The 26,154-nt window shown below is 40.0% G+C and carries 27 protein-coding genes; 22 read left to right on the top strand and 5 right to left on the bottom strand.

What is annotated here, in order from left to right:
* Positions 1 to 321: 321 nt before the first annotated feature.
* Together pepG1 (IGL93_RS12595) and pepG1 (IGL93_RS12590) are read left to right on the top strand one after the other, a co-directional pair.
* A complete protein-coding gene (pepG1, locus tag IGL93_RS12595; RefSeq protein ID WP_002367458.1) occupies positions 322 to 465 on the top strand; it encodes a type I toxin-antitoxin system toxin PepG1 in 144 nt (47 codons plus the stop codon).
* 231 nt (positions 466 to 696) lie between these two features.
* Entirely contained in the window at positions 697 to 840 is a 144-nt protein-coding gene (gene pepG1 / locus IGL93_RS12590) for a type I toxin-antitoxin system toxin PepG1 (protein ID WP_002392696.1), read from the top strand.
* A gap of 240 nt (positions 841 to 1,080) precedes the next feature.
* Here the strand turns inward: pepG1 (IGL93_RS12590) and IGL93_RS12585 are convergent, their stop codons facing one another.
* The 3 genes from IGL93_RS12585 to IGL93_RS12575 all read right to left on the bottom strand — a co-directional run bounded on the left by IGL93_RS12585 (position 1,081) and on the right by IGL93_RS12575 (position 5,545).
* On the bottom strand, positions 1,081 to 1,674 hold the full coding sequence (locus IGL93_RS12585; protein ID WP_010776185.1) for a PBECR4 domain-containing protein: 594 nt from the start codon (positions 1,672 to 1,674) through the stop codon (positions 1,081 to 1,083).
* A 461-nt stretch (positions 1,675 to 2,135) separates the two neighbouring features.
* Positions 2,136 to 2,786, bottom strand: coding sequence for a beta-phosphoglucomutase (pgmB, locus tag IGL93_RS12580; protein ID WP_010776184.1), 651 nt, complete (start codon positions 2,784 to 2,786; stop codon positions 2,136 to 2,138).
* Positions 2,787 to 2,800: 14 nt separating this feature from the next.
* Positions 2,801 to 5,545 (bottom strand): glycoside hydrolase family 65 protein, encoded by a 2,745-nt coding sequence (locus tag IGL93_RS12575; protein ID WP_025192719.1) that lies wholly within the window; start codon positions 5,543 to 5,545, stop codon positions 2,801 to 2,803.
* 261 nt (positions 5,546 to 5,806) lie between these two features.
* On the opposite strand from IGL93_RS12575, the gene treR reads away from it, so the two are divergent.
* The 3 genes from treR to IGL93_RS12560 all read left to right on the top strand — a co-directional run bounded on the left by treR (position 5,807) and on the right by IGL93_RS12560 (position 8,373).
* Positions 5,807 to 6,520: a trehalose operon repressor gene (gene treR, locus IGL93_RS12570; protein ID WP_002354877.1), complete on the top strand. Its 714-nt coding sequence runs from the start codon at positions 5,807 to 5,809 to the stop codon at positions 6,518 to 6,520.
* A 379-nt stretch (positions 6,521 to 6,899) separates the two neighbouring features.
* Complete coding sequence (locus tag IGL93_RS12565; RefSeq protein ID WP_010713708.1) at positions 6,900 to 7,598, top strand: WxL domain-containing protein; 699 nt, start codon at positions 6,900 to 6,902, stop codon at positions 7,596 to 7,598.
* 88 nt (positions 7,599 to 7,686) lie between these two features.
* The gene (locus IGL93_RS12560; RefSeq protein ID WP_284954703.1) at positions 7,687 to 8,373 is read left to right on the top strand and encodes a WxL domain-containing protein; all 687 of its coding nucleotides are present in this window, start codon (positions 7,687 to 7,689) and stop codon (positions 8,371 to 8,373) included.
* Positions 8,374 to 8,413: 40 nt separating this feature from the next.
* On the opposite strand, the gene mscL is transcribed toward IGL93_RS12560, so the two are convergent.
* Entirely contained in the window at positions 8,414 to 8,863 is a 450-nt protein-coding gene (gene mscL / locus IGL93_RS12555; RefSeq protein ID WP_002359018.1) for a large conductance mechanosensitive channel protein MscL, read from the bottom strand.
* A gap of 208 nt (positions 8,864 to 9,071) precedes the next feature.
* Between mscL and yfmF the strand changes: the two genes are divergently transcribed.
* The 7 genes from yfmF to IGL93_RS12520 all read left to right on the top strand — a co-directional run bounded on the left by yfmF (position 9,072) and on the right by IGL93_RS12520 (position 16,318).
* Positions 9,072 to 10,340, top strand: a complete 1,269-nt coding sequence (gene yfmF / locus IGL93_RS12550) for an EF-P 5-aminopentanol modification-associated protein YfmF (protein ID WP_010713710.1) — start codon at positions 9,072 to 9,074, stop codon at positions 10,338 to 10,340.
* The gene (gene yfmH, locus IGL93_RS12545; protein WP_002387387.1) at positions 10,333 to 11,637 is read left to right on the top strand and encodes an EF-P 5-aminopentanol modification-associated protein YfmH; all 1,305 of its coding nucleotides are present in this window, start codon (positions 10,333 to 10,335) and stop codon (positions 11,635 to 11,637) included. The genes yfmF and yfmH overlap by 8 nt, the downstream gene beginning before the upstream one ends.
* A 167-nt stretch (positions 11,638 to 11,804) precedes the next feature.
* Positions 11,805 to 12,671 (top strand): RodZ domain-containing protein, encoded by an 867-nt coding sequence (locus IGL93_RS12540; RefSeq protein ID WP_010776182.1) that lies wholly within the window; start codon positions 11,805 to 11,807, stop codon positions 12,669 to 12,671.
* 124 nt (positions 12,672 to 12,795) lie between these two features.
* The gene (locus IGL93_RS12535) at positions 12,796 to 13,008 is read left to right on the top strand and encodes a hypothetical protein (protein WP_002359021.1); all 213 of its coding nucleotides are present in this window, start codon (positions 12,796 to 12,798) and stop codon (positions 13,006 to 13,008) included.
* Positions 13,009 to 13,106: 98 nt separating this feature from the next.
* Positions 13,107 to 13,685 carry a CDP-diacylglycerol--glycerol-3-phosphate 3-phosphatidyltransferase gene (gene pgsA, locus IGL93_RS12530; RefSeq protein ID WP_002365382.1) on the top strand — a complete coding sequence of 193 codons (579 nt, stop codon included), beginning with the start codon at positions 13,107 to 13,109 and terminating at the stop codon, positions 13,683 to 13,685.
* Between the two features lie 249 nt (positions 13,686 to 13,934).
* Positions 13,935 to 14,534, top strand: coding sequence for a MarR family winged helix-turn-helix transcriptional regulator (locus tag IGL93_RS12525; protein ID WP_002359022.1), 600 nt, complete (start codon positions 13,935 to 13,937; stop codon positions 14,532 to 14,534).
* Complete coding sequence (locus tag IGL93_RS12520; protein WP_010776181.1) at positions 14,534 to 16,318, top strand: ABC transporter ATP-binding protein; 1,785 nt, start codon at positions 14,534 to 14,536, stop codon at positions 16,316 to 16,318. The genes IGL93_RS12525 and IGL93_RS12520 overlap by 1 nt, the downstream gene beginning before the upstream one ends.
* Positions 16,319 to 16,575: 257 nt before the next feature.
* Here IGL93_RS12520 and IGL93_RS12515 read toward each other — a convergent pair whose 3' ends face one another.
* Positions 16,576 to 17,463: a MurR/RpiR family transcriptional regulator gene (locus IGL93_RS12515; RefSeq protein WP_002383224.1), complete on the bottom strand. Its 888-nt coding sequence runs from the start codon at positions 17,461 to 17,463 to the stop codon at positions 16,576 to 16,578.
* Positions 17,464 to 17,838: 375 nt separating this feature from the next.
* Here IGL93_RS12515 and gnd point away from each other — a divergent pair, with 375 nt between their 5' ends.
* The 10 genes from gnd (at position 17,839) to IGL93_RS12465 (ending at position 26,096) form a co-directional block, all read left to right on the top strand.
* Complete coding sequence (gnd, locus tag IGL93_RS12510; protein ID WP_025192718.1) at positions 17,839 to 18,774, top strand: phosphogluconate dehydrogenase (NAD(+)-dependent, decarboxylating); 936 nt, start codon at positions 17,839 to 17,841, stop codon at positions 18,772 to 18,774.
* A gap of 12 nt (positions 18,775 to 18,786) precedes the next feature.
* Entirely contained in the window at positions 18,787 to 19,788 is a 1,002-nt protein-coding gene (locus IGL93_RS12505; RefSeq protein WP_010776179.1) for a D-isomer specific 2-hydroxyacid dehydrogenase family protein, read from the top strand.
* A 14-nt stretch (positions 19,789 to 19,802) separates the two neighbouring features.
* Positions 19,803 to 20,906: an iron-containing alcohol dehydrogenase family protein gene (locus tag IGL93_RS12500; RefSeq protein WP_002401114.1), complete on the top strand. Its 1,104-nt coding sequence runs from the start codon at positions 19,803 to 19,805 to the stop codon at positions 20,904 to 20,906.
* 12 nt (positions 20,907 to 20,918) lie between these two features.
* The gene (locus IGL93_RS12495) at positions 20,919 to 21,755 is read left to right on the top strand and encodes a PTS mannose/fructose/sorbose/N-acetylgalactosamine transporter subunit IIC (RefSeq protein WP_002354902.1); all 837 of its coding nucleotides are present in this window, start codon (positions 20,919 to 20,921) and stop codon (positions 21,753 to 21,755) included.
* Between the two features lie 20 nt (positions 21,756 to 21,775).
* Positions 21,776 to 22,648, top strand: coding sequence for a PTS system mannose/fructose/sorbose family transporter subunit IID (locus IGL93_RS12490; RefSeq protein WP_002354903.1), 873 nt, complete (start codon positions 21,776 to 21,778; stop codon positions 22,646 to 22,648).
* 21 nt (positions 22,649 to 22,669) lie between these two features.
* Positions 22,670 to 23,176: a PTS system mannose/fructose/N-acetylgalactosamine-transporter subunit IIB gene (locus tag IGL93_RS12485; RefSeq protein ID WP_002354904.1), complete on the top strand. Its 507-nt coding sequence runs from the start codon at positions 22,670 to 22,672 to the stop codon at positions 23,174 to 23,176.
* A 76-nt stretch (positions 23,177 to 23,252) separates the two neighbouring features.
* Positions 23,253 to 23,705: a PTS sugar transporter subunit IIA gene (locus tag IGL93_RS12480; protein WP_002354905.1), complete on the top strand. Its 453-nt coding sequence runs from the start codon at positions 23,253 to 23,255 to the stop codon at positions 23,703 to 23,705.
* Positions 23,706 to 23,728: 23 nt separating this feature from the next.
* Positions 23,729 to 24,802, top strand: coding sequence for a mannonate dehydratase (gene uxuA / locus IGL93_RS12475; RefSeq protein WP_002388613.1), 1,074 nt, complete (start codon positions 23,729 to 23,731; stop codon positions 24,800 to 24,802).
* A 4-nt stretch (positions 24,803 to 24,806) separates the two neighbouring features.
* Positions 24,807 to 25,460, top strand: coding sequence for a bifunctional 4-hydroxy-2-oxoglutarate aldolase/2-dehydro-3-deoxy-phosphogluconate aldolase (locus IGL93_RS12470; RefSeq protein WP_002354907.1), 654 nt, complete (start codon positions 24,807 to 24,809; stop codon positions 25,458 to 25,460).
* A gap of 165 nt (positions 25,461 to 25,625) precedes the next feature.
* Complete coding sequence (locus IGL93_RS12465; RefSeq protein WP_010713713.1) at positions 25,626 to 26,096, top strand: ASCH domain-containing protein; 471 nt, start codon at positions 25,626 to 25,628, stop codon at positions 26,094 to 26,096.
* Positions 26,097 to 26,154 lie beyond the last annotated feature (58 nt).

Here is a 26,154-nt window from a genome sequence, read left to right as displayed (position 1 = left end):
GCTGTTAAAAATGACAAGAAAAAATAACCGTCAACTTTGACCAAGCACGGTTATTTTTGTAACTAAAAAGGTCACCGTCTTAAACGGCTCTACACTAGAGAGGTATGTTGACGCATATCTCTCTTTTCGTTTTCATTATAGCACATTTTCCTAAAAAAATATATTTGAAACTAATTATTTTTTAGTTTTACATGATATACTATAAGAGTAGAGAAGTTATGGCGGAGGCAAGCGCAAAGGAACATGCGCTTTGCGACGAGCATCGCAACAAAGTGAGAAGCGTAGGAGCAGAGACTTTCCCCTTTCAGTGAGGTGGTGCGTATGAGCGTACTTCCAAAATTTACAGAAAGGAGAGGCCTTTTGTCAGCATATGAAACAATTCAGACGATCCTAGGGTTTGGTATGTTTACCATTGCTTTGATTGCGCTGATTGTGAAATTGCTTAAAAATGACAAGAAAAAATAACCGTCTACTTTGACCAGTACGGTTATTTTTAAATAATACAATTGGTCACCGTCTTAAACGGCTCTACATCAGAGAGGTATGTTGACCCATATCTCTCTTTTCGTTTTCATTATAGCACATTTATCTAAAAAAATATATTGCGAACTGAATATTTATTAGGTATTCATGATATACTATAAGTGTAGAGAAGTTAACACGGTGGCTATCTAATCTGAAAGTGAGGTGGTGCGTATGAGCGTACTTCCAAAATTTACAGAAAGGAGAGGCCTTTTGTCAGCATATGAAACAATTCAGACGATCCTAGGGTTTGGTATGTTTACCATTGCTTTGATTGCGCTGATTGTTAAATTGCTTAAAAATGACAATAAAAAATAACCGTCAACTTTGACCAAGCACGGTTATTTTTAAATAATTAACATGGTCACCGTCTTAAACGGCTCTACATCAGAGAGGTATGTTGAAGCATATCTCTCTTTTCATTTTCATTATAGCACATTTTCCCGAAAAGTACGAATAAATTTAGCGTTAATCCGTGAAATCCTAAAAGCTGTTAAAGAGGAGAAAAACCTCTGGGCTTTTTCTCTTTGCCTATAGTCTGTTTAGCCCGCTTTTTTGTTAAAATTTATCGTAAACTTCAATTACTGAGGTGCTATTCAGCTCAGACTTACTTATTTTAATTACTTCATGGGATTCAGTTAAAGATTTCGATTGGCTCTTTCGTGGCTGATTTATTAACGATAATAAAGATTGTGGGACGTACTTTTTGTTATTCTCTTTACATGTTAACGCCACAATCATTTTGCCTGAACGAATTGCTTTTTCATACTGTAAATTATAAAATTTTCCTCCATCGCATATTCGTACACCTGGAGAAATAAGCATTTCTAATAGAGAAATTACTTGTAATTTTTGGCCTGTGGTTCCATCATCTTTAGGTTTAATCCCGCGCAGTGAAACTTTATTATTTTTTAAAGCTCTGTAAAATTGAGTAGCCTTAAAACGAAATTTACAGCTCCCTTGTTTATTTATTTGATAATAGTCAACTCCGCATAAATGCATAAAATTCCCAGCTTCAAATTGAACGTTCATTTCTAACAATTTCTTTGTTTTCCGATGTTGATATGTATAAGTGAACATATGATTATTGAAGTTGGTGTCATAAATTAAGAACGCCTTTCTAATTGTGTCAAAATCTTTTTTCTCAATCATTAGTTTCTCCTATAAATAAAGAAGCCAAGCTTAGCTTGCCTTCTTTAAACTTCAAATATAATTCAGGTTTTTCTGTTGCTCACCAACTATTGGCTCTACGTCCAATTCTATATCGAGTTTTTCTGTTGCTCGCCAACTATCGGCTATTACTTCCGATTTCAGTATTGAGTTATTATGATGCCTGATCATCAAGAAACATCTACTTGTTTCTAATAAAAGTCTACCACAGAACCACGTTCAACTCAATCCTTTTTAATCCAATAATGGAGTGTAATGACAATAAAAAATAACCGTCAACTTTGACCAGCACGGTTATTTTTAAATAATCCAAAAGGTCACCGTCTCAAACGGCTCTACACTAGAGAGGTACGTTGACGCATCTCTCTCTTTTCATCTACATTCTAGCATAGATACAATGTAGATGAAAAGAGGTGCCTGCTGCTAAAGGTTCTTGTCCTTCTTTAGCGATTGAGCAGTGCATCAACGCTTAGTTCAGTCATTTCAGAGACTTGCATGTCGGCTCCGATTAAGGGTTGGCTGGCCGACAAGCCGACGGTATAGATGCCTGCGGCTTTCAAGCCGTCAATGCCTGATTGTGCATCTTCAAAGCCAATGGCGTTTTGCGGTAGCACGCCAATACTGTCAGCGGCGGCTAAAAAGATTTCAGGATCAGGTTTGCCTTTGCTTAACGAGTCGGGATCGACAATTGTGGCGAAGTACGCGCGCACGCCTAATTTTTCCAAAATCAGGGGCGCGTTTTTTGAAGCCGAAGCCACGGCACAGGGAATGTGACGTGCTTGGGCTTGCTGTAGCAATGGCACGACACCAGGTAAAACATCTTCTGTCGTTAAATGTTCTAATAATTGAACGTAGTGGTCATTTTTTTGCTGAGCTAAGGCTTCTTTTTCTGCTGGAGTAAACGCATTTTCACGGTGGCCATGGGCTAAAATGCGGTCCAAGGAATCCATCCGACTAATGCCTTTTAATGTTTCGTTGAAGGTTTCGTCAATGGGAATACCTAGCGAATCGGCCAACGCTTTCCAAGCTTGATAATGAAATTTGGCGGTGTCAGTAATGACACCATCCAAATCAAAAATAAATCCAATCGTCATTGTGGTTCGCTCCTTTATTGATAATGTACTTCTTTTGGTCGTTCGGCGGTTAACGGAATTAACGCGCCCTGAACCAATAATTGTGTGTCTTTATCTGCTGTAATCGTGACACTGGTTTGTGTTAATGAAAATTGATACGTCACGCCTTGATGAATAAACTGGAAGGCCAGCGATTGCCAATGTTCAGGTAAGTTTGGACAAATTGATAACTCGTTCTGGCGCGTGTCAACGCCTGCATACGTCGCTAAAGTAACGTGGATCGTCGCAGCCATGACCCCTGTATGAATCCCTTCAGCGGTCGTGCCACCTTGAATGTCACGATAATCGGAATACAACGCTTCTTGATAAAGTTGCCAAGATAGCTCATGGAATTGCGCCATTTCTGCCAATTGGGCATGAACAATTCGTGATAAAGTCGAACCATGAGACGTCCGTTTTAGATAATACAAAAGATTTTTTTCCAAATAATCCGCAGGCAATTGATACCCTAAATCTTCTAAAATTTGATCCACCCGAGTTTTGTCTAAGTTGTAGAACAACATTAACGTGTCGGCTTGTTTCGCCACTTTGTAATCATCGGGGGATTCTCCTTCGGCTTTTAAAATTCGATCCATGCGGTAAATATTGCCGTATTTCTCTTTCATCGCCGCCCAGTCAATCTCTTTTAAGCCGAAATACCCTTCATATTGCGCAATAATGCCGTCAGAATTAACTTCAATTTCCAGTGAATTTTGAATTTGCTGCATGCGGGCTAAATCAGCCGAAGTAGTCTGAGTTTTGGCAAAAAGTTGTGCCTGTTCTTCCTCAGAGAAAAGTGCCAAAATGTTGGTTAATTCTTCGAATAGCCAAACCACCATCAAATTCGTATAGGCGTTGTTTTTCAAGCCGCTTTCCGTTTGGTCTGGATAGCCCTCGTGAAACTCATCAGGTCCCATCACTTTATCAATAAAGAACCGTCCTGTTGCGTCATCTAACGTCGCAGCGCTGTTCCAAAATTGAGCGATTTCTAACAACATTTCGCCGCCATATTGTTTCATAAATTCATGATCCTGTGTACTATGCCAATACAACCAAGCATTGTAAGCAATCGCTAAGGACACATGCCGTTGCAGAATACTATGATCCTCGCCCCAATGTCCATTCAACGGATTTAAGTGAAGTTTTTGCGTGGTTTCACGCCCGTCACGTCCTGATTGCCACGGATACATTGCGCCACGATACTGGCTAGCCGCCGCATTTTCCTTCGCCTTCTCTAATCGATGGTAGCGGTACAGCAACAATTGTTTCGCTGTGTCAGGATAATGTTGAATATAAAAAGGTAAAATAAAAATTTCATCCCAGAAAATATGTCCACGATACGCTTCACCATGCAAGCCTCGGGCGGTAATCGAGACGTCCAATGCTTGCGCTTGGTTACTAAAAGGCGAAGCCGAAGCCAGCAAGTGATAACTGTGAATCCGTAAAAGTTTTTGAGACATCAAATCGCCTGTCACGGTAATGTTGGCTTGTTGCCAAAGAGTTTGCCAAGCGCGGGCGCTTTCCTGAGCGGCGGCCGCAAAAGAGTCCTTCGGCGTAAACGGTACCTGCCAACTTTGTTCGGCGTGGCTGGCTTGCACAAAGACTTGTTTTTCTAACGTATAGCGCGTGCCTTGGTGCGCCATCACGGTCACCACTTGGGCGATTTTTTCCGCTTCTTCTTGAATCATAATGGCTTCTTTTTCAAAAAAATCACCGGTTATCAAGGCCGTTTCTCGGACGCTCAAGTTGGATTGATTGGTACAAACCTCAATCACGGTTTTGTTTTCCTGCGCGCTTAATGCTGTCACCTGAAAATGTTTCGCTGTTAAGTTACGATACCGCGCCACGTTATAGTTGTAGACACTGCCATCCGTGACGGTTTTCAAAGTAATCGGGGCCGAAAAGTTTAACGGCTCAAACGTATATTGCAGATGATAGTCATTCGGCTGTGCCATATTGGCGATTTTTTTCGTCGTTAATTTAATTTGCTGATTGTCCGCATCTTTCAAAATCATTTCTGCGACAAACAATCCCGTTTTCAAGTTCAATTGACGATGTAATTGTTGTAGCGTGTCTGGAGAAATCGTTAACCAGTCAGTGGCATCGCCAATTTTTAAAGCGATGTGTTGGTTGTCAGGAGCATTGACGAAATCTTCATTTTCCACTACTTGACCCGCAACTTCCGAAGCCGCTGTATTATAAAGCCCCGCAATGTAGGTCGCTGGATAATGATCATCAGAAATCGTCATCTCAGGGGTTGTGCCGCGCAAACCTAAAAAGCCATTGCCGACAGTTAACAGGGACTCCACCGCATATTCATTTTTCCCAGGCACGTAGCCATAATAGTCCAAATGCCAAGCCAGATACTGCCGTTTTTCTTCAAATGCTGCCAGCAGATTCGGTGCCGCCGCTTGTTCGGCTGCCGTTAAAAGTGGCGTGTTCAACTGTTCCGCGAATGCTTGAATCACCGCTTGCGGAACCAGCGCCAACGTTTCCTCTGGCGAAAAGAAGTCCGCTGGGAAATCAGCCACAATCCCCCCCAGAATCGGTGCCGCCTCTGCCAAAATCAATTGGCACAGTTCAGGAACCGTTTCTTCGATAGTCAAGGCTTCAAAAGGGAACGTTTTTTGGTGAAGCGGTTCCAATTTATGGTTAAAAAAAGTCGTCGTTAGTTGGTTCGTTGCGAATGTTAATTCTAAAATAGTCATGTTCGGCGCCTCCTTGTAAACTTGTATAGACATGTTGTGTTTGACTACAGTATAGTATGAACGAATCAGAATTACAAGGATTTTCCCTAGATTCTTGGGAAAACTTTTCCAGAAGGGGGCAGCAACCGACTACGCTGGGTCCGAAAAAAAGGCGGTCAAGCAGTGGTTTGGCTGGGGGAGTCAGTGGCGTAAGCAAGGCAGAAAGTGCGGGGGATTTTTCTGACCAGCTCTAGGTTTTTCGGAGGGAATATGCTATGCTTTTAGAAAAGAAATTGTTGGTAGAGGAGGATCGGCATGAACAAGTTTCATGACATATTTTTAGAATTAGAACAACAAATTGTCCAAGGCGACTATCAGCCAGGCGATTTATTACCTAGTGAAAATCAATTAGTGGAAACTTACAATGTTTCCCGTGAAACAATTCGGAAAGCCTTGAATTTACTGATTAACGCTGGCTACATTCAGAAAAAGCAAGGCAAAGGCTCGATTGTCTTAAACTTTAAAAAATTTAATTTTCCTATTTCAGGGGTGACCAGTTACAAGGAGTTACAACAAACGCAACATATTGAAAGTCATACTCATGTGGTTTCCTTAGAAGAAATTCCTGTAGAGCGCAACTTGGCTCAGTTGACTGGTTGGACCGAAGGGGCCCCTGTTTGGCGCTTAGTTCGGCAACGGGAGATTGAAGGGGAAGTCGATATTTTAGATATTGATTACTTGATTAAAGAGATTGTCCCTGAACTGCCGAAGCATCGTGCCGAAGATTCGATTTTCGATTATTTGGAAAACGACCTTGGCTTGGCGATTAGTTACGCCCAGAAAGAGATTACCGTGGAACCGCTCACAGAGATGGACAAGCAACTGATTGGTGAAGTCGAAGGCAATCATGTCGTCGTGGTCCGCAGTATCATGAACTTGGAAGATACTCGCTGTTTTGGCTATACGGAATCCCGTCACCGCTTAAACAAATTTAAGTTTGTGGAATTCGCCCGTCGCCGCAAGTTGTAAGGCGCAGTGATTAGCAAACGCAAAAACGGCTGTCATTAAATGAAATTTGAAGATTTTTTCGCCGAAATCGCGGATAAATTTATAAGAATTTAGGAGAAAACGTCAAAAGGTAAGAGTTGAACCCTTACTTTTTGACGTTTTCTTGCTGTTTATTAATCGATTTTGCCGCGAAAATCATTAAATAACACTTTCGAATGTCAAAAAGTGTTGAAATTTATGTTTAAAACCAAGAGATATCATTGATATTAAAAGAACTGTTGATTTTTTCTATGCGCGGTTAAATATTTAAAATCACAGACACAGGGGAATCTTGTATAATTAAGGCCATAGCTTCAGAAGTACATTCTGGAAATTCTTAAACAAAAGGAGACGTACATAGATGAAAAAGAAATTATTTGCAAGTTTACTCGTTGGCAGCGCAGTTGTTGGGGCTAGCTTGGCGCCTCTTTCGGCACAGGCTGTCACGACAGGAAATACACCAGTGCAGGTAGAATTTGAAGGTGGAACATTGCAAGATCAGGGGGATGATACTGGCCCAATCGTAGATCCCGATCCGACGCAACCGAATACGAATTTTGACTTATTAGCCATTCCGAAAATTTTTGACTTTTCTCCCGTAAAAATTGGTGAGGATATAACCGCTATTAGACCCATTTCAACTGCGCCAAAATCGATCATGGTGGGTGATGTCCGCGGAACCAAAGAAGGTTGGCATGTCACTGGCGAAGTAGTGGGCATGAGTAATGGCACAGATATATTAGATGGACAGATTACCTTTGGAATGACACCATACTATGCCATATTCAACGAAAGTACGAGTTCTTACGGGGGCTTCAACACTCTGAACGGCATGAATATCGCTAATGATCCAACGGCCCCTAGCTTTAACGGTGCGAGCCTTAAGATTGGTGGCGGCGCCGCAGCTTTAATTAACGCTCCTCTAGGAAAAGGGCAAGGGACTTGGTCAGGTCGTCTAGATAACTTAACGTTAAATGTAACGACACCAATGCAAGAACTGAAAAAAGGCGCGTATACAGGAAATGTCACCTGGAATCTTGTCGCAGGACCAGCGATTTAAGCATGTAAACAATAGCGGACGGAAGAGCTGTTTAAATGGTCTTCCGTCCGTTCTTAAACAATCAATTAAAAAAAGAGAGGTATGTAAAATGAAAAAGAAATTACTCGCAAGTTTGTTGGTAAGTAGCGCAGTGGTTGGCGCTAATTTGGCACCGCTGTCGGCACAGGCTGTGACGACAGGGAATACGCCAGTGACAGTGGGTTTTGAAGGGGGAACGTTACCAGGTGGGGATGGTTTTGAGAACACAAAGGATCCAGATCCTAATACATCAAACGGGAACTTTGATTTACTTTTTATCCCTGAAACAATTTCATTTGATAAAACTTCTGTATCAGGTGATTTATCATCTATCAAGTCTAATTCGTATGTCAATTATGCAGTTGGTGACATTCGAGGGACGAAAGAAGGATGGCATGTAACCGCGACACTTCCTGAAATGAAAAATGGTGAGGATAAGTTATCTGGTATATATTCTTTTAAACAGACAGGATATGTACTATCTTATGATGAAACTGCAAACAAGTTTCTTACTACTACAGGTGGTGTAAATGATTTTATCAATAGTCCTGTTGCACCTGTACTTTCAGCTACAAGTATTACCATTGGAGGAGATGCTTCATTGATGGCTAACGCTTCTAGTGGAAAAGGACAAGGAATGTGGAATTCTTTTATGAGTAAGCAAACATTAAACATCACGACCCCTTATCAACAAATCAAAGCAGGTAACTATACAGGGGAAATCATCTGGAACCTCGTGGCAGGACCATCAATTTAAGTCCAAACAAAAAAGTCATCCCCTCAGGATGACTTTTTGCTTATTTCTCTGTGACGGTGCTGTCTGTTTTGACAGTTTCAGCAGGCGGTGTTTGCGCCGCTAATAAGTCGCGAATTTCTTTTAAGTAATCTTCGCTCGTTGGTACCACTTCTTCTTCTGCCGCTTCTTCTTTTTTGCCACGGTTTTTCATTTTGTTGGCCGCTTTGACAATCAAGAAGAGGACGAAAGCCGTAATTAAAAATGTAATAAGTGCACTAATCACGCTACCAATATTGAATTCAACGCCTTCGACTTTATAGACAAGGGCACCCAATGCATCGTCGGCACTCTTTTTCCCAGTCGTCAAGACAAAAATCAGACTAATTAACGGGGTAATCAAGCCTTCCACCACTTGTGTCACGATTGCAGTAAACGCACTACCAATGACAACACCGACGGCTAGATCTAAGACACTTCCGCGCATGATAAACTCTTTAAATTCTTTAATCATTCTTTTTTCCCTCCTCACTTTAAAAACAGTATACCGAATCTTCTTGAAAATTTGAACTGAAAAACTCTTATCATTCAGAAAGCACCTGAAGCTGTGTTATAATGGAGCTATTGGAAAAAACATTAAAAAATGCTTTAGAATTTACGCGATACATATATTTCACAGCATTCTTTAGGTAAGATGAAGCAAATGAAGGAGCGATGCGGCAATGTCTGTTCAATTAGTTAAAGGCGTGAATTTACACGTCATTCCTACAGAAAAATATAAAACGGTGCGTCTTTTAGTCCGCTTTAATACACGATTAAATCATGAAACCATTACAAAAAGAACGCTGTTGTCCAGTTTGATGGAAACCAACAGCTTGAATTACCCGAATCAAGTCAAGTTAAGTGAGCGTTTGGCGGAACTTTACGGCGCCAGCTTTGGGATTGGCGTTTCCAAAAAAGGCAATCAACATTGGTTTAATGTTTCTATGAACATTGTCAATGATCATTATTTACAGGATAGTCAGGTGCTTGCCGAAGCGGTGGACTTTTTGAAGGAAATTATTTTTGCCCCCAATATTCAAGCGGGCCAATTCGAAGCGGAAACCTTCCAACGGGAGAAAGAGAACTTGAAAGCGTACTTGGAAAGTATTGTGGAGGATAAGCAAACCTATGCTTCTTTGGCGCTTCAAAGTGTCTATTTTAATCAATCGGAGGATCAAAAAATCCCTAGTTTCGGGACCGTTGCGGCGTTAGCTGAGGAAACAGCGGCGTCATTAGCAGCGTATTATCAAAAAATGCTGGCGGAAGATCAAGTGGATATTTTTGTCTTAGGCGATGTCAATGAGGCGGAGTTAGTGCCACTATTCAAGCAATTACCGTTTACGCCTCGTGAAGAAGGCAAAGCCGCGATTTTCTACAATCAACCAATTCGCAATGTGATTGAAGAGCGGACCGAGCGTGAGGTGTTAGCCCAATCGAAATTAAACTTGGCTTATAACACAGATATTTATTATGGCGATAGCTATTATTTTGCGTTGCAAGTGTTTAATGGGATTTTTGGCGGTTTCCCGCATTCTAAATTATTTATGAATGTCCGTGAAAAAGAGCATTTAGCGTATTATGCTTCTAGTAGTATCGACACCTTCCGTGGCTTCATGACGGTTCAAACAGGAATCGATGGCAAAAATCGGAATCAGGTCTTGCGTTTGATTTCGACAGAATTGGAAAATATTCGCTTAGGTAAGATTAGCGAATTAGAAATTGAACAAACGAAAGCAATGTTAAAAAATCAGTATATCTTAGCGTTAGATAATGCAGGCGCGTGGCTGGAAAAAGAATACTTGAACCAATTAATGCCACAGACGATGCTGACGGCGGAGGAATGGATTGCACGGATTAATGCCGTGACTATTCCAGAAATCCAAGAAGTGGCCAAACGCTTGGAACTTCAAGCGATCTTCTTTTTGGAAGGAGAAACGGAAAATGATTAAAAAAGACTATGCACAAATTAAAGAAACATTGTATACAGAAACACTGGAAAATGGGTTAAAGGTTTACCTATTACCGAAAAATGATTTCCAAAAAACGTATGGTTTGTTTACGACCGATTATGGTTCCATTGACAATACGTTCGTGCCAATTGGTCAAGAGGAAATGATTGAAGTACCTGACGGAATCGCCCACTTTTTAGAACATAAAATGTTTGAAAAAGAAGATGGCGATGTCTTCCAAAAATTTGGGCAACAAGGGGCTTCAGCGAATGCCTTTACCAGTTTTACGAAAACGAGTTATTTGTTTTCAACGACGGATCAAGTGACACAAAATCTAGAAACGTTGCTTGATTTTGTGCAATCGCCGTATTTCACGAAGGAAACGGTCGAAAAAGAAAAAGGCATCATCGGACAAGAAATTCAAATGTATTTAGATGATCCTAACTGGCGCTTGTTCTTTGGTATTTTAGGTAACCTTTATCCGAAACATCCATTGCATATTGATATAGCCGGCACAGTGGCAAGTATTGCGGAGATTACCGCAGAGGATTTGTATACATGCTACAATACGTTTTATCATCCAAGTAATATGACCTTATTCGTGGTAGGGAAAATGGACCCTGAAGCGTTAATGGCGTTCATTCGTGAAAACCAAGCGGCGAAAGAGTTTCCTGCCGCCCAACCTATTCGTCGGCATTTTCCTGAAGAAACAGCTGCCGACATTGTCAAAGAGAGCGCCATTGAAATGACAGTCACACGGGCAAAAGTGCTTGTTGGCTTGAAAGGCTTAGATGAAGTGCCAACAACGGGTCGTGATTTAATGAAATATCAAGTCACCGTGAACTTGTTGTTACAATTATTGTTTGGTAATACCTCTCAAAACTATTTGGCTCTTTATGATGAAGGCTTGTTAGATGATAGTTTTAGTTATGACTTTAATTTAGATCGCAGTTTCCATTTTGCGGATATTGGCGGCGATAGTGAGCAACCAGAAGTCTTAGCAGAACGAATTGAAGCTATTTTATTATCTGCCACAACAAGTCCAGAATTAACGGAAGAAAATTTGTCCTTATTGAAGAAAAAAATGATTGGTAAATATTTCCAATCCTTAAACTCTTTAGAGTATATCGCCAACCAATTTTCACAATCATTGTTTGGGGAAACCACGCTGTTTGATAAGATTGAAGTCATTGAAAGTATTCAATTAGCCGACGTCCGCCAAGTAGCAGAGACCTTTATTCGTGAAGAAGGATTGAGCCGTTTCTACATGTATCCTAAAGGAGAAACCGAGCAATAAACCAACTGTTTAAGAAAAAGAAAAATCTTTGAAATCTTTCAATTTTGTTATCCTCAGTTGGCTTCTTTTGTGGTATTCTTAAAGGACGGGAATGTTTTCCTTGGCAATTGAAAAAGACTGATGAGACAATCGATAAATTAACAAAATAGACTGGAGAAGATGGACGAGTGGCCAGCGTAAATATTGGAGAAACACTAAAAGAAGCAAGATTGCAGAAGAACATCACAATTGATGAACTGCAACAAATGACAAAAATTCAAAAAAGATATTTAGAAATTATTGAACAAAACGATTTTGAGTCCTTACCAGGCACCTTTTATGTGCGGGCGTTTATCCGCCAATATGCAAGTGCGGTCGGCTTAGATGGCAATCAATTGGTAGATATCTATGATGGCAAAGAGCCTGAAATTGTCGAAGAACCCAAGCCAGTGTATGAAGAGCTTGAAGGATCACGTAAGCAATTGCATGACGAAGAAAAGCAATCCAGTTGGTTACTGCGGAACTTACCAGCCATTGCCTTTTCGTTAATTGGTTTAGCCATTGCGGTCGTAGTGCTGTATATTATGTGGCAAGATCAAAAAGCCGAACCGATTATTCAAACACCGGCAACTAGTGCCAGTGTGGAAAAACCCAAAGAATCAAGTCAAGCCCCAGAAAGTAGCACACAAAGTAGTACACCGCCGTCTTCTTCAAGCGAACCAGAGAAGAAAACAGCTGTGGCTGTGGTGAGTGATGCCAATAATCAAGTAACTGCAACGGTTAAAGATGCGAATAGTCCAATCAACATTACCTTTAAAGGGACTGAAGGCTCTTGCTGGATTGGCGTGATGGTCGATGGCAACTATACGTACCAACACACCCTGCAAGCAGGAGAAACAGAAACAACAGCTTTACCTGCGAATGCCGCCAATGCAACACTGATTCTAGGCGCCTCAAATAACGTCGCCATTCAAGTCGATGGCGCCGATTTAACACTGGAAAAAACGCCAGTTTTAATTCGTAAGGATGTTACATTAGGGATTACGTATCGTTAGAAATGGTGTAAGAAGAATCTGGATAAACTGTCAAACGGCAATTATTCCAGATTCTTTTCTTTTATAATTAACAGCGAATGGTTAAAAAGACGACAATAATAATTCAAGAGAGAAGGGGTTATCAATGCTTAAAATAGTTAATAAAAAATTTAATCTTATCACCATATTTTCAATCGCTCTGTTGGTCATGGGCTTCTTGATTGTTGGCTTACAACTGTATTTCTACTTTATCTATGGTTCTAAATTTTTAGACAGTATCACATTGATTGGAATGATTAATTTAGGTTTAGGCTATTACCAGCTCTTTCTAAAAAAAGGCAAGAATATTTCTGAATAAACGGTCAAACGGCAATTATTCCAGATTCTTTTCTTTTTTTCGTGACACTGCCAGCAAGATAACGTAAAATAGAACAGGAGAAGGAAGGGGCAATTGAAGTGAATTTACCAAATAAATTAACAGTTTTAAGAATATTTATGATTCCGATTTTTATTATTATTGTGTCAGTGCCAATGGACTGGGGAACGATTAGTTTTGGCGACACAACGTTAGCCGTTACCCAATTAGTGGGCGCGATTATTTTTGCAGTTGCTAGTTTTACAGACTGGTTGGATGGCAAAATTGCCCGTGCACAAGGCTTGGTGACGAACTTCGGAAAATTTGCGGACCCATTAGCGGACAAAATGCTAGTGATGACCGCCTTTATCGTCTTAGTTGGTCAAGGCAAAGTACCCGCTTGGATTGTAGCAATTATTGTTTGTCGTGAATTGGCAGTGACTGGTTTACGGTTGTTATTAGTCGAACATGGCGAAGTAATGGCAGCAGCTTGGCCAGGAAAAGTAAAAACAGCTACCCAAATGGTTGCAATTATTTTACTGTTCATTAACAACATTCCATTTTCAGCACTTCATCTACCACTAGATCAAATCATGCTATATGCTTGCTTGATTTTCACCATTTACTCTGGTGTTGATTATTTTGCTAAGAATAAAGATGTTTTTAAAGGTTCGATGTAAAGAGAGAATCAAAACGCTTGGCTTGTGCCAAGCGTTTTTTTAGTATTCATGATTGAATGGACAAATAGATTTTTAAGTAGAGGAACAGATGAATCGATAAAACAAATCGGCAGTTTCTGTATGTTATTTTTCATTTTGGTTATATCTACATACAAATAATTAGTTCGTTGTTGACAAAGTAAACTAAATAGATTACTATTTAGTTCGTTAGCTTATATATAAACTAAATAAATTTTTTTGGAGGAAATTATGAAAAAAACAGATATTTTAAATAAACTATTAAAAATTGCTCAACAACCTTACTTAATCTTTGCTTCTAGCATAGAGGAGAAACCAGATAACACTTTTGAAACGTTAAAATTGCTTGCTTCTGAAGAAAATGTAACAGCTGGAAGAATCGCTGAATATTTAGATATAAAACCTTCTAGTGTGACACAAATCATAAAAAAATTAGAGTCTGTTAAAGCAGTTAAACGAGTCAAAAATGAATCAGATGCTCGGGTCACATTCGTTGTATTGACCGATAAGGGACGAGAAAGTTTAAGTACTCAAGGAAATATTTCTAATGGATTTAATGAAGAAATGTTTAAGGGCTTCTCAGAGGAGGAACTAGAGTCTTTAAATAATTATTTAGAACGTATAGAAAAGAATATTTCTAGTGAAGAATTTTTAGATAAAATTGAAACAATTTTTGGCGACGATAAAAATTGGGAACATTTCAGAAAAATATCAGCTAGATATGGTAGAGCTAGAGAACAGATGATGGGACATGATGGCTTTGGTAGATTTGGTGAATTCAATGGTGAATACGGTGGCTTTGAAGGATGGAAGAGAGGTCGGAGAAGATAATGGCAGTAGGTGGAGGCGGCAAAAATAGTCATGATTCTATCCGAGCAGATAAAACAAAATTTTCGTTTAAAGAATTTTTAGGCTTAATCAAGATGACAGAGCCTAACTATTTACTGCTTGGCATCGGGATGATATTTCTTGTGATTTCTTCTAGTGTCCAAGTGTACGTTCCAAAACTTGCTTCAAGTTTAGTCAATAATTTTCAAAAGGGAGTAGATTATAGTTTATTAGGTAAAGTTGTTGGGTTATTTATATTTTCAGCACTCGTTTCTGCATTAGGAGGGACAATTTTAGGTATTTTTGGTGAAAATGTCATCCAAAATATGCGTAAACGCTTATGGAATAAATTAACTATTCTAAAAGTTTCTTATTTTGACTCTGTTAAAGCGGGTGAAATATCCAGCCGGGTCGTAAATGATACTAATCAAGTTAAGCAATTGTTAGCCGTTACTTTTCCTCAAACAGTTGCCAGTGTGATTACAGTTATTGGTACGGTATATATGATGATTAAAATGGATTGGCATATGTCGCTTGCTATGGTAATTGCTGTTCCTGTTGTAATCCTTTGTATGATTCCAGTAATGGCATTTGGTTCAAAAGTTAGTCACATTCGCCAAGATGCTATGAGTCAATTTAACGGACTTGCTACTGAAACGTTGAGTGAAATTCGTTTAGTCAAAACTTCTAATGCTGAATCTCAGGCGCAGGTTCGTGCTGCAAATGAAGTGGATCGGTTATTTAATGTAGGGAAAAAAGAAGCAATATTTGATGCATCTATGCAACCAATTATGATGATGGTCTTTATGAGCATGGTATTTGGGCTATTAGCATATGGGATGCATCGAATTGCCGTTGGTGTGATGACAATCGGAACATTGATGAGTTTCTTAATGTATCTATTTAATCTTATTGGCGCCATGCCAATCATTGCGACGTTATTTTCTGAAGTAGCTAAAGCAGCAGGATCAACGAGACGAGTGCAAGAATTGTTATCTAGAGAACCTGAAGACTTTGAAAGTGGACAAGATATTGATTTATCGGAAAAGACTTTATCAGTTAAAAATGTAAAATTTTCTTATGAAGATGCACCAGAGGAACCTATCTTAACAGACATTTCTTTTACTGCTCAGCCAAACCAAGTAATTGCTTTTGCTGGCCCATCAGGTGGCGGGAAATCGACGATTTTTAGTTTAATTGAAAGGTTTTATGAACCTACAGAAGGACAAATTAAATTTGGAGATATTGACATAAAAGATATCAAATTATCAGATTATCGTCGTCAAATCGGCTTTGTATCACAGGATTCTGCGATTATGGCAGGGACAATCAGAGATAATCTAACGTATGGCTTAGCAGAAAACTTCTCAGATGAACAACTATGGGATGTCTTGGAACTAGCATATGCGCGAAAATTTGTAGAAGAAATGCCAGATAAATTGAATACGGAAGTCGGTGAACGTGGCGTTAAAATTTCTGGAGGACAAAGACAGCGTATTGCAATTGCTCGTGCATTCTTGCGGAATCCCAAGATTTTAATGTTAGATGAAGCTACTGCTAGCCTAGATTCAGAATCTGAGATGAAGGTCCAAGAGGCATTGTCTAATTTAATGAAGGGCCGAACGACATTGGTTATTGCCCATAGATTGTCGACAATTGTTGATGCGGATAGCATTTACTTTGTTGAAAAAGGGAAAGTAACTGGTTCAGGAAAACATGATGAGCTAGTAAGTAAACATAAAACTTACGCTAAATATGTATCCGAACAATTTAAAGTAACGGAATGAACGAAATAAGCAAATTTAAAATGAAGCTAAGACAACACGTGCATTAACTAATTGTCTTAAGATTTAGAAAGAACTTGGACATAACCCCCAAGTTCTTTTTTCTAACTTATTTTTACCCACAAGATAAAAAGCGACCAAAAAATTGGTCGCTTTTGAAATACCTCCATGATAGTTCACTTGCTTCATAAAATGTAGAGTCACGGTATAAAGCCAATTTGCGAGGACCGATATTACAAAAATAAGCACCATTCAGATCTTTACGACAAATAATGCGGATCGGTCTTAGTCGTGCTAATGTTATCACGGATTTTTTTCAAGGAATCGGCATTTTGATCAAAATTGTGATACATCGTATTTGTGTATAAAATATCCATTACCGTTAAGTAACTAATCCGTGAAGCCAAGGATTCCGCACGAAACAAGCCTTCTTCGGTGACGACAATAATTGCTTCGTCGGACAAGCCTGCCAACTCTGAACCGCTGTTACCAGTTAACGTAATCATTTTTGCGTTGGTTTTTTTTACTTGTCGTGCTAGGTTGATTGATTCTTTGGTTTTGCCTGAATGGGAAAAAATAAACACGCAATCTTCACTGGTTAATTTTGTGACAAAACTTAACTGCATGTGGTAATCAAAAATGTAGTTGCACCGATAGTTGGTCCGAATGAATTTATGGAAACTATCAAAAGCCACAATCGAGGAGCCACCTTGCCCAAAAAAGTGAAGCGTTTTGGCAGAGTACATCAAAGCCAACACGTTATCTAACAGCTCTTTTGTTAAGAACTGTGTGGCGTTACTGAGGGAATAAATATTGGCTTGTAAGACTTTTTTAGCAATCGTAATACTATCATCATCTGGTGAAATATCATCGGCGCCATTCACGCTATTGACGTTTTGAAAAGTCGGCTGATAATTAGAATTCCTGGCGATATCAATTTTAAATTCTTGGAACCCAGAATAGCCAATCTTTTTTACAAATTGATACACGGAAGATTGGGAGACGCCAATTTCGTTGGCAAGACTTTCTAACGTCATTTGTGTCAATAATGATTCAGAATGAACAAAGTAATCGGAAATTTTCTTTTCTGTGAGGCTCAAATTCGGTTTTTTGATCCGAATCCGTTGATCCAAATAGTGGTTTTTCATTAACACGTTCCTCCAATCTTATTTTTTAAAAATAGAATGAATGCCTTTTCATTGTTGGTATAGACTGATTATAGTGGAAAAAGAGGACAAATACAATTTCTCTTTTTCTCCACAAAAAAGAAATTCTTTAAAAAAAGCCAAAAAAAAATAAATAATCTTTTTTCTGAAAAATGAAGGGGTCTTGAAAAGACTTCTCTCAACTAAAGAAAGTAGCCAGTAAAAAGAACGTGATACCAAGAGATTTACTTGTGTTTTTTGTATGAAAGCTCCTTAAAAATAAAAACGTTTTACCTTTTGAGCAGGCAAGATTTTTGCTAAAAAATAAAAAATATTTTTTAATTAGTGTAATCGTTTACATTATTTTTTTTATCCTTTATGATTGAAGTATCAAAAGAGGCAGGTGAAAGAAAAATGGACATTGGCTTTATTGGACTTGGGAAAATGGGTTTGAACATGGCATTAAATGTTCACGAACAAGGCTGGCCCATTATTGGCTTTGATGTGACAAAGGAAGCAAGAGCGACTGCTAGAGAACAGGGTCTTTCCGTTGTAGATTCGTTGTCAGAACTATTGAAAGCGCTTAATAAAAGGAGGGTGATTTTTTTAAGTACCCCCGCTGGTCAGATTACCAATCAATTAGTGGCAGAATTGGTAGAGCAATTAGCACCAGAGGATATCATTGTGGATAGTGGCAATTCAAATTTTCATGATAGTGTCGCGAATGCTCAGCTTGCTAAGGAAAAAGGAATTTATTTTATTGATTGTGGTACTTCTGGTGGCATCAAAGGAGCGCGGGAAGGAGCGTGTTTAATGGTTGGCGGTGCGCCTGAAGCTGTCAAAGTGTTAACCCCATTTTTTGAAGATTTAGCTTGTGAACAAGGGTATCTTTATGCTGGGAAATCAGGAGCTGGTCACTATTTGAAAATGGTGCATAACGGGATTGAGTACGTCATGATGCAAGCCATGGGCGAAGGATTCAATTTATTAGAAGCTGCCGAATATGATTTTGCGTTGGAGAAAGTAGCCGATGTGTGGAATCACGGCTCGATTATTGAAGCTCGCTTGATGGGCTTAGCGAAAGAGGTTTTTGCGGAAAATCCTACGTTAGCCAATTTAGAAGGGAAAGTTGCAGCAAATGGCGAAGCCAAATGGATGATTGAAGAAGCATTACGTTTGGAGATGCCCGTCCCAACGACAGCGTTGTCCTTATTTACTCGAAATGAAAGTATGCTAGCAAATCATTTTTCAAACAAAGTGGTCGCTTCTTTGCGACAAGGATTTGGCGGGCATGAAGTCGTAAAAAGTCAGTAAAGGAGTTTAGTCATGTTAAAAAAACAAAAAATTGCCATAGTGAATTCCAGTAGTTTTGGTCAAATTTTTCCTGAACACTTGACGCGCTTAGAAAAAATAGGCACCGTGAAGCATTTTACAGTCGACAGTGAAATTGGTGGCAAAGAGTTAGCGGAATGTTTACAAGGATATACGATTATTATTGCTAGCGTGACGCCATTTTTCACGAAAGAATTTTTTGAACATAAAGATGAATTATTGCTGATTTCTCGCCATGGTATTGGGTATAACAACATCGATTTAGACGCTGCAAAACAGCATGACACAATTGTTTCCATCATACCAGCTTTAGTAGAACGAGATGCCGTGGCGGAAAACAATGTCACAAATTTACTAGCTGTTTTACGGCAAACCGTGGCTGCAGATGCCAGCGTTAAAGCAGATCAATGGGAAAAACGAGCGAATTTTGTCGGTCGGACGTTATTTAACAAAACTGTGGGTGTCATTGGTGTTGGGAACACAGGAAGTTGTGTCGTTGAGACGTTACGAAACGGATTTCGCTGTGACGTGTTAGCGTATGATCCCTATAAATCCGCCACTTATCTGCAAAGTTATGGAGCAAAAAAAGTAGACTTAGATACGTTGCTAGCTTCAGCTGACATCATTTGTTTATGTGCCAATTTAACTGAAGAAAGTTATCACATGATTGGCTCGGCGGAAATTGCCAAGATGAAAGACGGCGTCTATCTTTCCAATAGCGCACGAGGCGCCTTGATTGATGAAGAAGCCATGATTGCCGGTTTACAATCGGGCAAAATTGCTGGGCTTGGGACAGATGTTTTAGAAGAGGAACCAGGTCGGAAAAATCATCCTTATCTTGCGTTTGAAAATGTAGTAATGACGCCGCACACCTCCGCTTATACCATGGAATGCCTGCAAGCGATGGGAGAAAAATGCGTGCAAGATGTGGAAGACGTGGTGCAAGGTATTTTACCTCAACGGACAGTGCAAGAAGTCAGTCGTTACGTTAGTTAAGAAGGAGGAGGAGCATGTTAACTGATTTAAAAGTGAAAGTTGGACCGCAATTTTATCGTTACCACGAAGGCGCCTTAGCTTCGGTGCCGTCACTTTTCAAGGAATATCACGCCCAACGAATTTTGGTGGTGCATGGCACCGTATCCTTTGAAAAAGCTCAGCCATTTTTGCCCTTCTTGGCAGATTCAGAGTATCAATTCTTCTATCACACTTACACAGGAGAATGTAGTTATTTTGGCGCCGAACAAATTTCACAGCAAATAAAGGAACACCAGATTGACTTTCTTCTGGGAGTCGGCGGCGGTAAGTTAGCCGATTTAGTGGGCTACAGCGCCCATTTAAACAATCTGAATTTTGGCTTGGTCCCTACTTTGGCTAGTAACTGTGCGCCGTGGACACCGTTAGCTGTGATGTATCAAGAAAATGGCGCGGCCGAAGGCAAAACGGAACATTTCTTTCGCCAAGCTGCGTTTTTAATCACTGATCCTAAGTTGCTTCTTGATGCGCCCCGTGATTATTTTGTCGCTGGTTTAGCTGATACGTTAGCGAAATGGTATGAATCAGAGACCATTTTACGCCAAGCCCATTTGCAAGGGGAACCCTTTTTACAATTAGCGGGAGCGACCGCCAAGCTTTCGCAAGAAGCGATTATGCGGGACTCAAAAGCAGCCTTAGCAGCGATGGACGAGGGCAAACTCACGCCTGAATTTGTCCATCTTTCAGAAATTGTTTTCGCCGTTTCCGGATTAGTCGGCGGCTTCGGTGACAAATACGCCCGCAATGCAGCAGCACACGCCATGCATGATGCTATGAGTAAATTTTTACCAAAAAGTCATGACTATTTACATGGCGAAAAAGTAGCTTACGGCATCTTCTATCAATTAGCATTGGAAAAAAGGTGGGCCATCATAGACGCATTAATCCCTTTTTATCAAGAGCTAAACTTGCCCATGTCGTTACGACAAATGGGCCTTTACCCAGAAGAAGCAGTACTCGATGCAATGGTTCAATTTATTGATTCAAAAGAAAAGGTTCATTTAATTCCTATTGAGATTTCGGAAGAACGTTTACGTCAAGGGATTGAAGAGCTAGAAAAGTATATCCAAAACCAAGGATAAGAAGGAGGAACTATGGAAACGTTAAGTGTTTTACAAAGTTTGATAATGGCGCTTTGGGTGGCAGCAATTATGTCCAGATGGCTTGGAGGAGGAGCAACGTTAACGTTGCGTTTCTCGCCCTTAATGACAGGGTTAGTAGCAGGTTTAGTGATGGGCGATGTCCCGAAAGCGATGATTGTCACCGCAGCATTACAAATGATTTACATGGGTGTTTTTTCACCAGGTGGTTCTATGCCAGCAGAACCATCAATTGCGGCAGCGATTGCTGTGCCAGTTGCGTTGCTAGGGAATTTGAAGCCGGAAGCGGCTATCGCCGTAGCGGTTCCTGTCGGTCTTTTAGGAAGTTATTTATATCAATTCCGTTTCTTTATTAACACGTTTTTAGGGAAGTATACCGATCGTGCGGTGGCTGAACTAAATTCTAAAAAAATTGCCCGCTCAATTATCTGGTATCCAACGATTGCCTCATTTATTTTATTCGTTCCATTAGTCTTTTTTGCTCTTTATTTAGGGGCACCAGTCATTGCCGATATTATTAAAGCATTAGAAGGAACCGTTGTGATTCACGTGTTAGAAGTAGTAGGTGGTGGTTTAGCCGCAATTGGGATTGCGACAACGGTCTATGTCATTGGTCGAAAAGATTTCTTGGTTTTCTTTTTCCTTGCATACTTCATGAGTATCGTCTTTAAGTCATTGGAAATTACCATGGTAACGTATGCCATCTTTGGCGTAATTATTGCGTTAATTTTTGTGCAAGTCCAAAAAGGCAAACCTGTAGCAGAAAGTGCTGGTTCCGCCAGTGCCACCACTGATTTTGATGATGATGACGATTACGATGACGGGTTTTAAAAGAAAAAGGAGGAACTGAAATGACGGAAACAACAGAAAAAGTCGTGCCGAAAACAACGAATTTAGCACCAGAAGAAATTACCAATAAAGATGTTACAAAAGCCTATCTCCGTTGGCATTTTGCCAATGAAATTCCCCATTCCTTTGAACGTTACTTGGCGCCTTCGTTATTGTACGCAATGATGCCACTTTTAAAGAAATTATATAAAGACGATGAACAATTAAAAGCCGCTTATATGCGTCAACTGCTGTTTTTCAATACGCAATTAAGTTGGGGCGGCGGGGTCATTACTGGGCTGATGGCTTCCATGGAACAAGAGCGGGCCAAAGAAGAACATGAAGGCCGCGAAATCATGATGCAAGATGATTTAATGTATAACACCAAAGCTGGATTGATGGGCGCGTTAGCGGGGATTGGTGATGCGATTGACTCAGGCACGGTTCAATATATTTTTATTGCGATTGCGGTGCCGTGGGCGCAACAAGGTAGCGCATTAGGTGCGATTTTCCCATTTGTGGCGTTTGCCCTTTATCAAGTACTGTTAGGTGTGTTCTTTGCGAGACAATCCTTCAAAATGGGGCGGAATGCCACAGGCTTAATGCAAAGTGCGGGGATTCAAAAAGCCATTGAAATGTTATCTGTTTTAGGGTTGTTCATGATGGGAATTTTAGCTGGTAATTATGTCAAAGTTTCTTCAACCCTTCAATTTAAACTTTCTGGCCGTGAGTTTGTGGTCCAAGATATCCTTGATCAGATTGTCCCAGGACTCTTGCCGCTAGCTGTCGTGATGGGCGTGTATTGGTTCTATACGAAAAAAGGCTTGAAAGTTACGCAAGCATTATTGTGGTTAACAGGTATCTTAATTGTCTTAGCAACAGTCGGTATTTTATAAAAAGAAAAGGACGTGAATCAAATGGGCGTAGTAAATTTAGCAAGAGTAGATGAACGATTAATTCATGGACAAGTGATGGTGACCTTGTCCCAAAAAAGTGGCGTTAATTCCATTTTCGTTGTCGATGAAGTGGTGGCAAAGGATAAATTTATGCGTGATTTATACAAAAGTGCAGGCAGTCGGACAGGACAAAAAACCATTGTCATTACGCCGGAAAAAGCTAAATTTTATTGGGATGAATACCAATTCAAAGAGTACAACTGTATTTTAATCGCTAAAACCGTCTCTGTAATTTATGACTTAGTAAAACACGGAGTCCCTATGAAGGAGTTAAACATCGGCGGTATTGCACAGAAAAATCCAGAAAAAGATTTATTAGTAACCAAATCAGTTTATTTAAACAAAGAAGATGCTGAAAAATTAAAAGAACTACATGAGGTGTATGGCGTAGAAGATATTTATTTCCAAGCAACGCCTTCTGCACCAAAAACTAGTTTAAAAGAGGTTTTAGGCAAATTTAATTTATAAAAAGGCCAGTCGCTTGAGTCATTGCATGACTGTTTGAAGTAATGACTCAAGCCACTGAATTGAAGGAGGAACTTTTATGTTAGGGATTGTGATTGCTACACACGGTGCACTAAGTGACGGTGCGAAAGACGCAGCTACCGTGATTATGGGCGCAACCGAAAATATCGAAACTGTTAATCTAAATAGTGGAGACGATGTCCAAGCACTAGGCGGACAAATTAAAACAGCGATTGAGAACGTCCAACAAGGGGATGGCGTGTTGGTCATGGTTGACTTATTAAGTGCGAGTCCTTACAATCAGGCAGTTTTAGTGATTAACGAACTCGAACCAGCACTACAAAAGAAAATCTTTGTGGTGAGTGGTACCAACCTACCAATGGTCTTAGAAGCGATAAACCATCAATTATTGGGCACACCGATTGCTGAAGCGGCGCAAGCGATTGTTGCGCAAGGCAAAGAAAGTGTGCAAGCATGGGATATTTCTATGACTTCCTTTGAGGACGAAGAGGATGAGGACGATGATTTTTAAGAATGTAGTAAAGGGTGAAAGCAATGAAATGGGGATTTAGATGGTACGGAGCGGCAGGCGATGCCATTCCGTTAAAACATATTCGACAGATTCCAGGAATTACTGGCGTTGTCGGTACCTTGTTAAATAAACTACCAGGTGATGTTTGGACAGTAGCCGAAATTCAGGCACTTAAACAATCGGTGGAACAAGAAGGATTAGCACTTTTAGGAATTGAAAGTGTCGCTATTCATGACGCCATTAAAGCGGGGACGGATCAACGAGACCACTATATTGATAATTATCGCCAGACGTTGCGTAACTTGGGGAAATGCGGAATTTCCTTAGTGTGCTATAGTTTCAAGCCTATTTTTGGTTGGGCTAAAACGGACTTGGCGTATGAGAATGAAGATGGCAGCTTATCGTTGTTATTTGATCAAGCTGTGGTAGAGAACATGCAGCCAGAAGACATGTATCAATTAATTCACAGTCAGTCAAAAGGATTCCGGTTACCAGGTTGGGAAGAGGAGCGTTTGCAACAATTTCAAGAATTGAAAGCCATGTATGCCGGCGTAACAGAAGAAGATTTGGTCGAAAATTTGCGCTACTTTTTAGAACGTGTGATTCCTGTCTGTGAAGAAGAAAATATCAAAATGGGGATTCACCCCGATGATCCACCTTGGGAAATTTTTGGTTTGCCAAGAATCACTAAAAATTTAGCGGATTTAAAACGGATCCTTTCCTTGGTGGACTCACCAGCAAATGGGATTACATTTTGTACAGGTTCCCTCGGTGCGGACCCGACGAATGATTTGCCTACTATGATTCGTGAAATAGGTCACAGAATTAATTTTGTTCATTTCCGCAATGTGAAGTATTTAGGCGAGCATCGTTTTGAAGAAACGGCGCATCCGAGTGTCGCTGGTTCGTTAGATATGGCGGAATTAATGCAAGCACTGGTAGACGTAGGGTATGAAGGCGTTATTCGCCCTGACCATGGGCGGGCAATTTGGGATGAAAAAGCGATGCCTGGTTATGGTTTATATGATCGAGCAATGGGGTTGACCTATATTCAAGGACTGTACGAAGCAACCAAAGCCAAACAAAATAGGAAGTGACAGAATGGAAACAAAAGTTGAAAAAAATCAACTGTATCAACAATTAGCGACATGTAAACTTTTACCACTATACACTGCAACAGATTTACGCTATTTGCCACAAGTAGAATCAGTCTTAGTAGAAAACGAATTACCGTTTATTGAAGTCACTTTTCGGAGTCAGCTGGCCTTGCCTGCCATCAAACAACTTGCTGCTTCAGGGAATTTAATAGTAGGCGCAGGAACTGTTAGAACCTTGAAAGAAGCCCAAGAGGCAGTAGCGAACGGTGCGCAGTTCATTGTTTCCCCAGCGATTGTTCCAGAAGTCATTGATTTTTGTCTGGCAAATGAGGTGCCTATTTTTCCAGGAACAGCTACGCCTGGGGAGATTCAGCGAGCGCTGGCGTATGGCTTACGAGTGGTTAAATTTTTCCCAGCCGATATTTATGGCGGGTTAAAAGCCATTAAAAGTTTAAGCGGTCCGTTTTATGATGTTCAATTTTTACCAACTGGTGGGATTGATGAAACAAACTTTATAGAGTATGTGGAAGCAAAAGAAGTATTAGCAGTGGGCGGCTCCTTTATTTTATCAGAAAAGATGCTTCAAGAAGATGAAGCTTCGGCACGCCAGCATGTTCAATCTTTACTCACGAAAATCAAAGAACGACAAGCAAAATAAAAAGATGGGCTAAGTTTTGTTACTTAGTCCTCTTTTTTTTGTCCAAATGTTACTGACATTATTTTAGTTTTCATTTTGTAAAAATAGTATAGGAGAAAAGCAATCAGTTATGTATAATTAGTGAAAGAAGGTTGCGTGAAGTAAAAATAAAAAGGAGAGCAAAGGATGTTAAAAAATGTAGAAGTGTTCTGGCAAAACTTTTTAGATAAACATGAATTAGATATGTTGATGCCCGATGTGTGGATGTTTGGTGATGGCTCTTCTGAGATGGGTAATCGTTTGGGGCAATTGGTTGTTTCTGGTCGTAAGACAGCGACATGTTCTTCTTTAGATATTTATAAAATGGAAGAAGAACAACTCCCTAAAGCTGGTCAATACGACATAATTTTAGATGGTCAGTCTCAACCTCTGGCTATTATTCGAACAACCAAAGTTGAAATTATGCCCATGAATAAGGTCTCAGAATCTTTTGCGCAAGCGGAAGGTGAAGGAGATTTGACGTTGGATTATTGGTATGAAGAGCATGCGCGGTTCTTTAAAGAAGAACTGTCCCCCTATCAGTTACAATTTTATCCCGACATGTTATTAGTTTGCCAAAGTTTTGAAGTGGTGGATCTTTATACAGAAAAAGAATAGACAGAGAAGCGGTGACTGACACGATTGAAACGAGCAGTTGTCGCTTTTTTTTACTGAT

It is taken from the genome of Enterococcus sp. DIV1328a (genome assembly GCF_050536905.1).
Classification (GTDB): domain Bacteria; phylum Bacillota; class Bacilli; order Lactobacillales; family Enterococcaceae; genus Enterococcus; species Enterococcus faecalis.
Note: the sequence above shows the minus strand (reverse complement) of the source record. Positions and strands in the feature narration are given on the sequence as shown.

What these genes read in the sequence shown, in the direction of transcription:
- IGL93_RS12500 (WP_002401114.1), top strand. Translation starts at nt 19,803, where the DNA reads ATGTTAACTGATTTAAAAGTGAAAGTTGGACCGCAATTTTATCGTTAC.
- IGL93_RS12575 (WP_025192719.1), bottom strand. Translation starts at nt 5,545, where the DNA reads ATGTCTATACAAGTTTACAAGGAGGCGCCGAACATGACTATTTTAGAA.
- IGL93_RS12495 (WP_002354902.1), top strand. Translation starts at nt 20,919, where the DNA reads ATGGAAACGTTAAGTGTTTTACAAAGTTTGATAATGGCGCTTTGGGTG.
- IGL93_RS12470 (WP_002354907.1), top strand. Translation starts at nt 24,807, where the DNA reads ATGGAAACAAAAGTTGAAAAAAATCAACTGTATCAACAATTAGCGACA.
- pepG1 (WP_002392696.1), top strand. Translation starts at nt 697, where the DNA reads ATGAGCGTACTTCCAAAATTTACAGAAAGGAGAGGCCTTTTGTCAGCA.
- treR (WP_002354877.1), top strand. Translation starts at nt 5,807, where the DNA reads ATGAACAAGTTTCATGACATATTTTTAGAATTAGAACAACAAATTGTC.
- IGL93_RS12535 (WP_002359021.1), top strand. Translation starts at nt 12,796, where the DNA reads ATGCTTAAAATAGTTAATAAAAAATTTAATCTTATCACCATATTTTCA.
- uxuA (WP_002388613.1), top strand. Translation starts at nt 23,729, where the DNA reads ATGAAATGGGGATTTAGATGGTACGGAGCGGCAGGCGATGCCATTCCG.
- mscL (WP_002359018.1), bottom strand. Translation starts at nt 8,863, where the DNA reads ATGATTAAAGAATTTAAAGAGTTTATCATGCGCGGAAGTGTCTTAGAT.
- IGL93_RS12520 (WP_010776181.1), top strand. Translation starts at nt 14,534, where the DNA reads ATGGCAGTAGGTGGAGGCGGCAAAAATAGTCATGATTCTATCCGAGCA.
- IGL93_RS12515 (WP_002383224.1), bottom strand. Translation starts at nt 17,463, where the DNA reads ATGAAAAACCACTATTTGGATCAACGGATTCGGATCAAAAAACCGAAT.
- yfmH (WP_002387387.1), top strand. Translation starts at nt 10,333, where the DNA reads ATGATTAAAAAAGACTATGCACAAATTAAAGAAACATTGTATACAGAA.
- IGL93_RS12525 (WP_002359022.1), top strand. Translation starts at nt 13,935, where the DNA reads ATGAAAAAAACAGATATTTTAAATAAACTATTAAAAATTGCTCAACAA.
- IGL93_RS12485 (WP_002354904.1), top strand. Translation starts at nt 22,670, where the DNA reads ATGGGCGTAGTAAATTTAGCAAGAGTAGATGAACGATTAATTCATGGA.
- IGL93_RS12585 (WP_010776185.1), bottom strand. Translation starts at nt 1,674, where the DNA reads ATGATTGAGAAAAAAGATTTTGACACAATTAGAAAGGCGTTCTTAATT.
- yfmF (WP_010713710.1), top strand. Translation starts at nt 9,072, where the DNA reads ATGTCTGTTCAATTAGTTAAAGGCGTGAATTTACACGTCATTCCTACA.
- pgmB (WP_010776184.1), bottom strand. Translation starts at nt 2,786, where the DNA reads ATGACGATTGGATTTATTTTTGATTTGGATGGTGTCATTACTGACACC.
- IGL93_RS12490 (WP_002354903.1), top strand. Translation starts at nt 21,776, where the DNA reads ATGACGGAAACAACAGAAAAAGTCGTGCCGAAAACAACGAATTTAGCA.
- IGL93_RS12465 (WP_010713713.1), top strand. Translation starts at nt 25,626, where the DNA reads ATGTTAAAAAATGTAGAAGTGTTCTGGCAAAACTTTTTAGATAAACAT.
- pepG1 (WP_002367458.1), top strand. Translation starts at nt 322, where the DNA reads ATGAGCGTACTTCCAAAATTTACAGAAAGGAGAGGCCTTTTGTCAGCA.
- IGL93_RS12560 (WP_284954703.1), top strand. Translation starts at nt 7,687, where the DNA reads ATGAAAAAGAAATTACTCGCAAGTTTGTTGGTAAGTAGCGCAGTGGTT.
- gnd (WP_025192718.1), top strand. Translation starts at nt 17,839, where the DNA reads ATGATTGAAGTATCAAAAGAGGCAGGTGAAAGAAAAATGGACATTGGC.
- IGL93_RS12565 (WP_010713708.1), top strand. Translation starts at nt 6,900, where the DNA reads ATGAAAAAGAAATTATTTGCAAGTTTACTCGTTGGCAGCGCAGTTGTT.
- IGL93_RS12480 (WP_002354905.1), top strand. Translation starts at nt 23,253, where the DNA reads ATGTTAGGGATTGTGATTGCTACACACGGTGCACTAAGTGACGGTGCG.
- IGL93_RS12505 (WP_010776179.1), top strand. Translation starts at nt 18,787, where the DNA reads ATGTTAAAAAAACAAAAAATTGCCATAGTGAATTCCAGTAGTTTTGGT.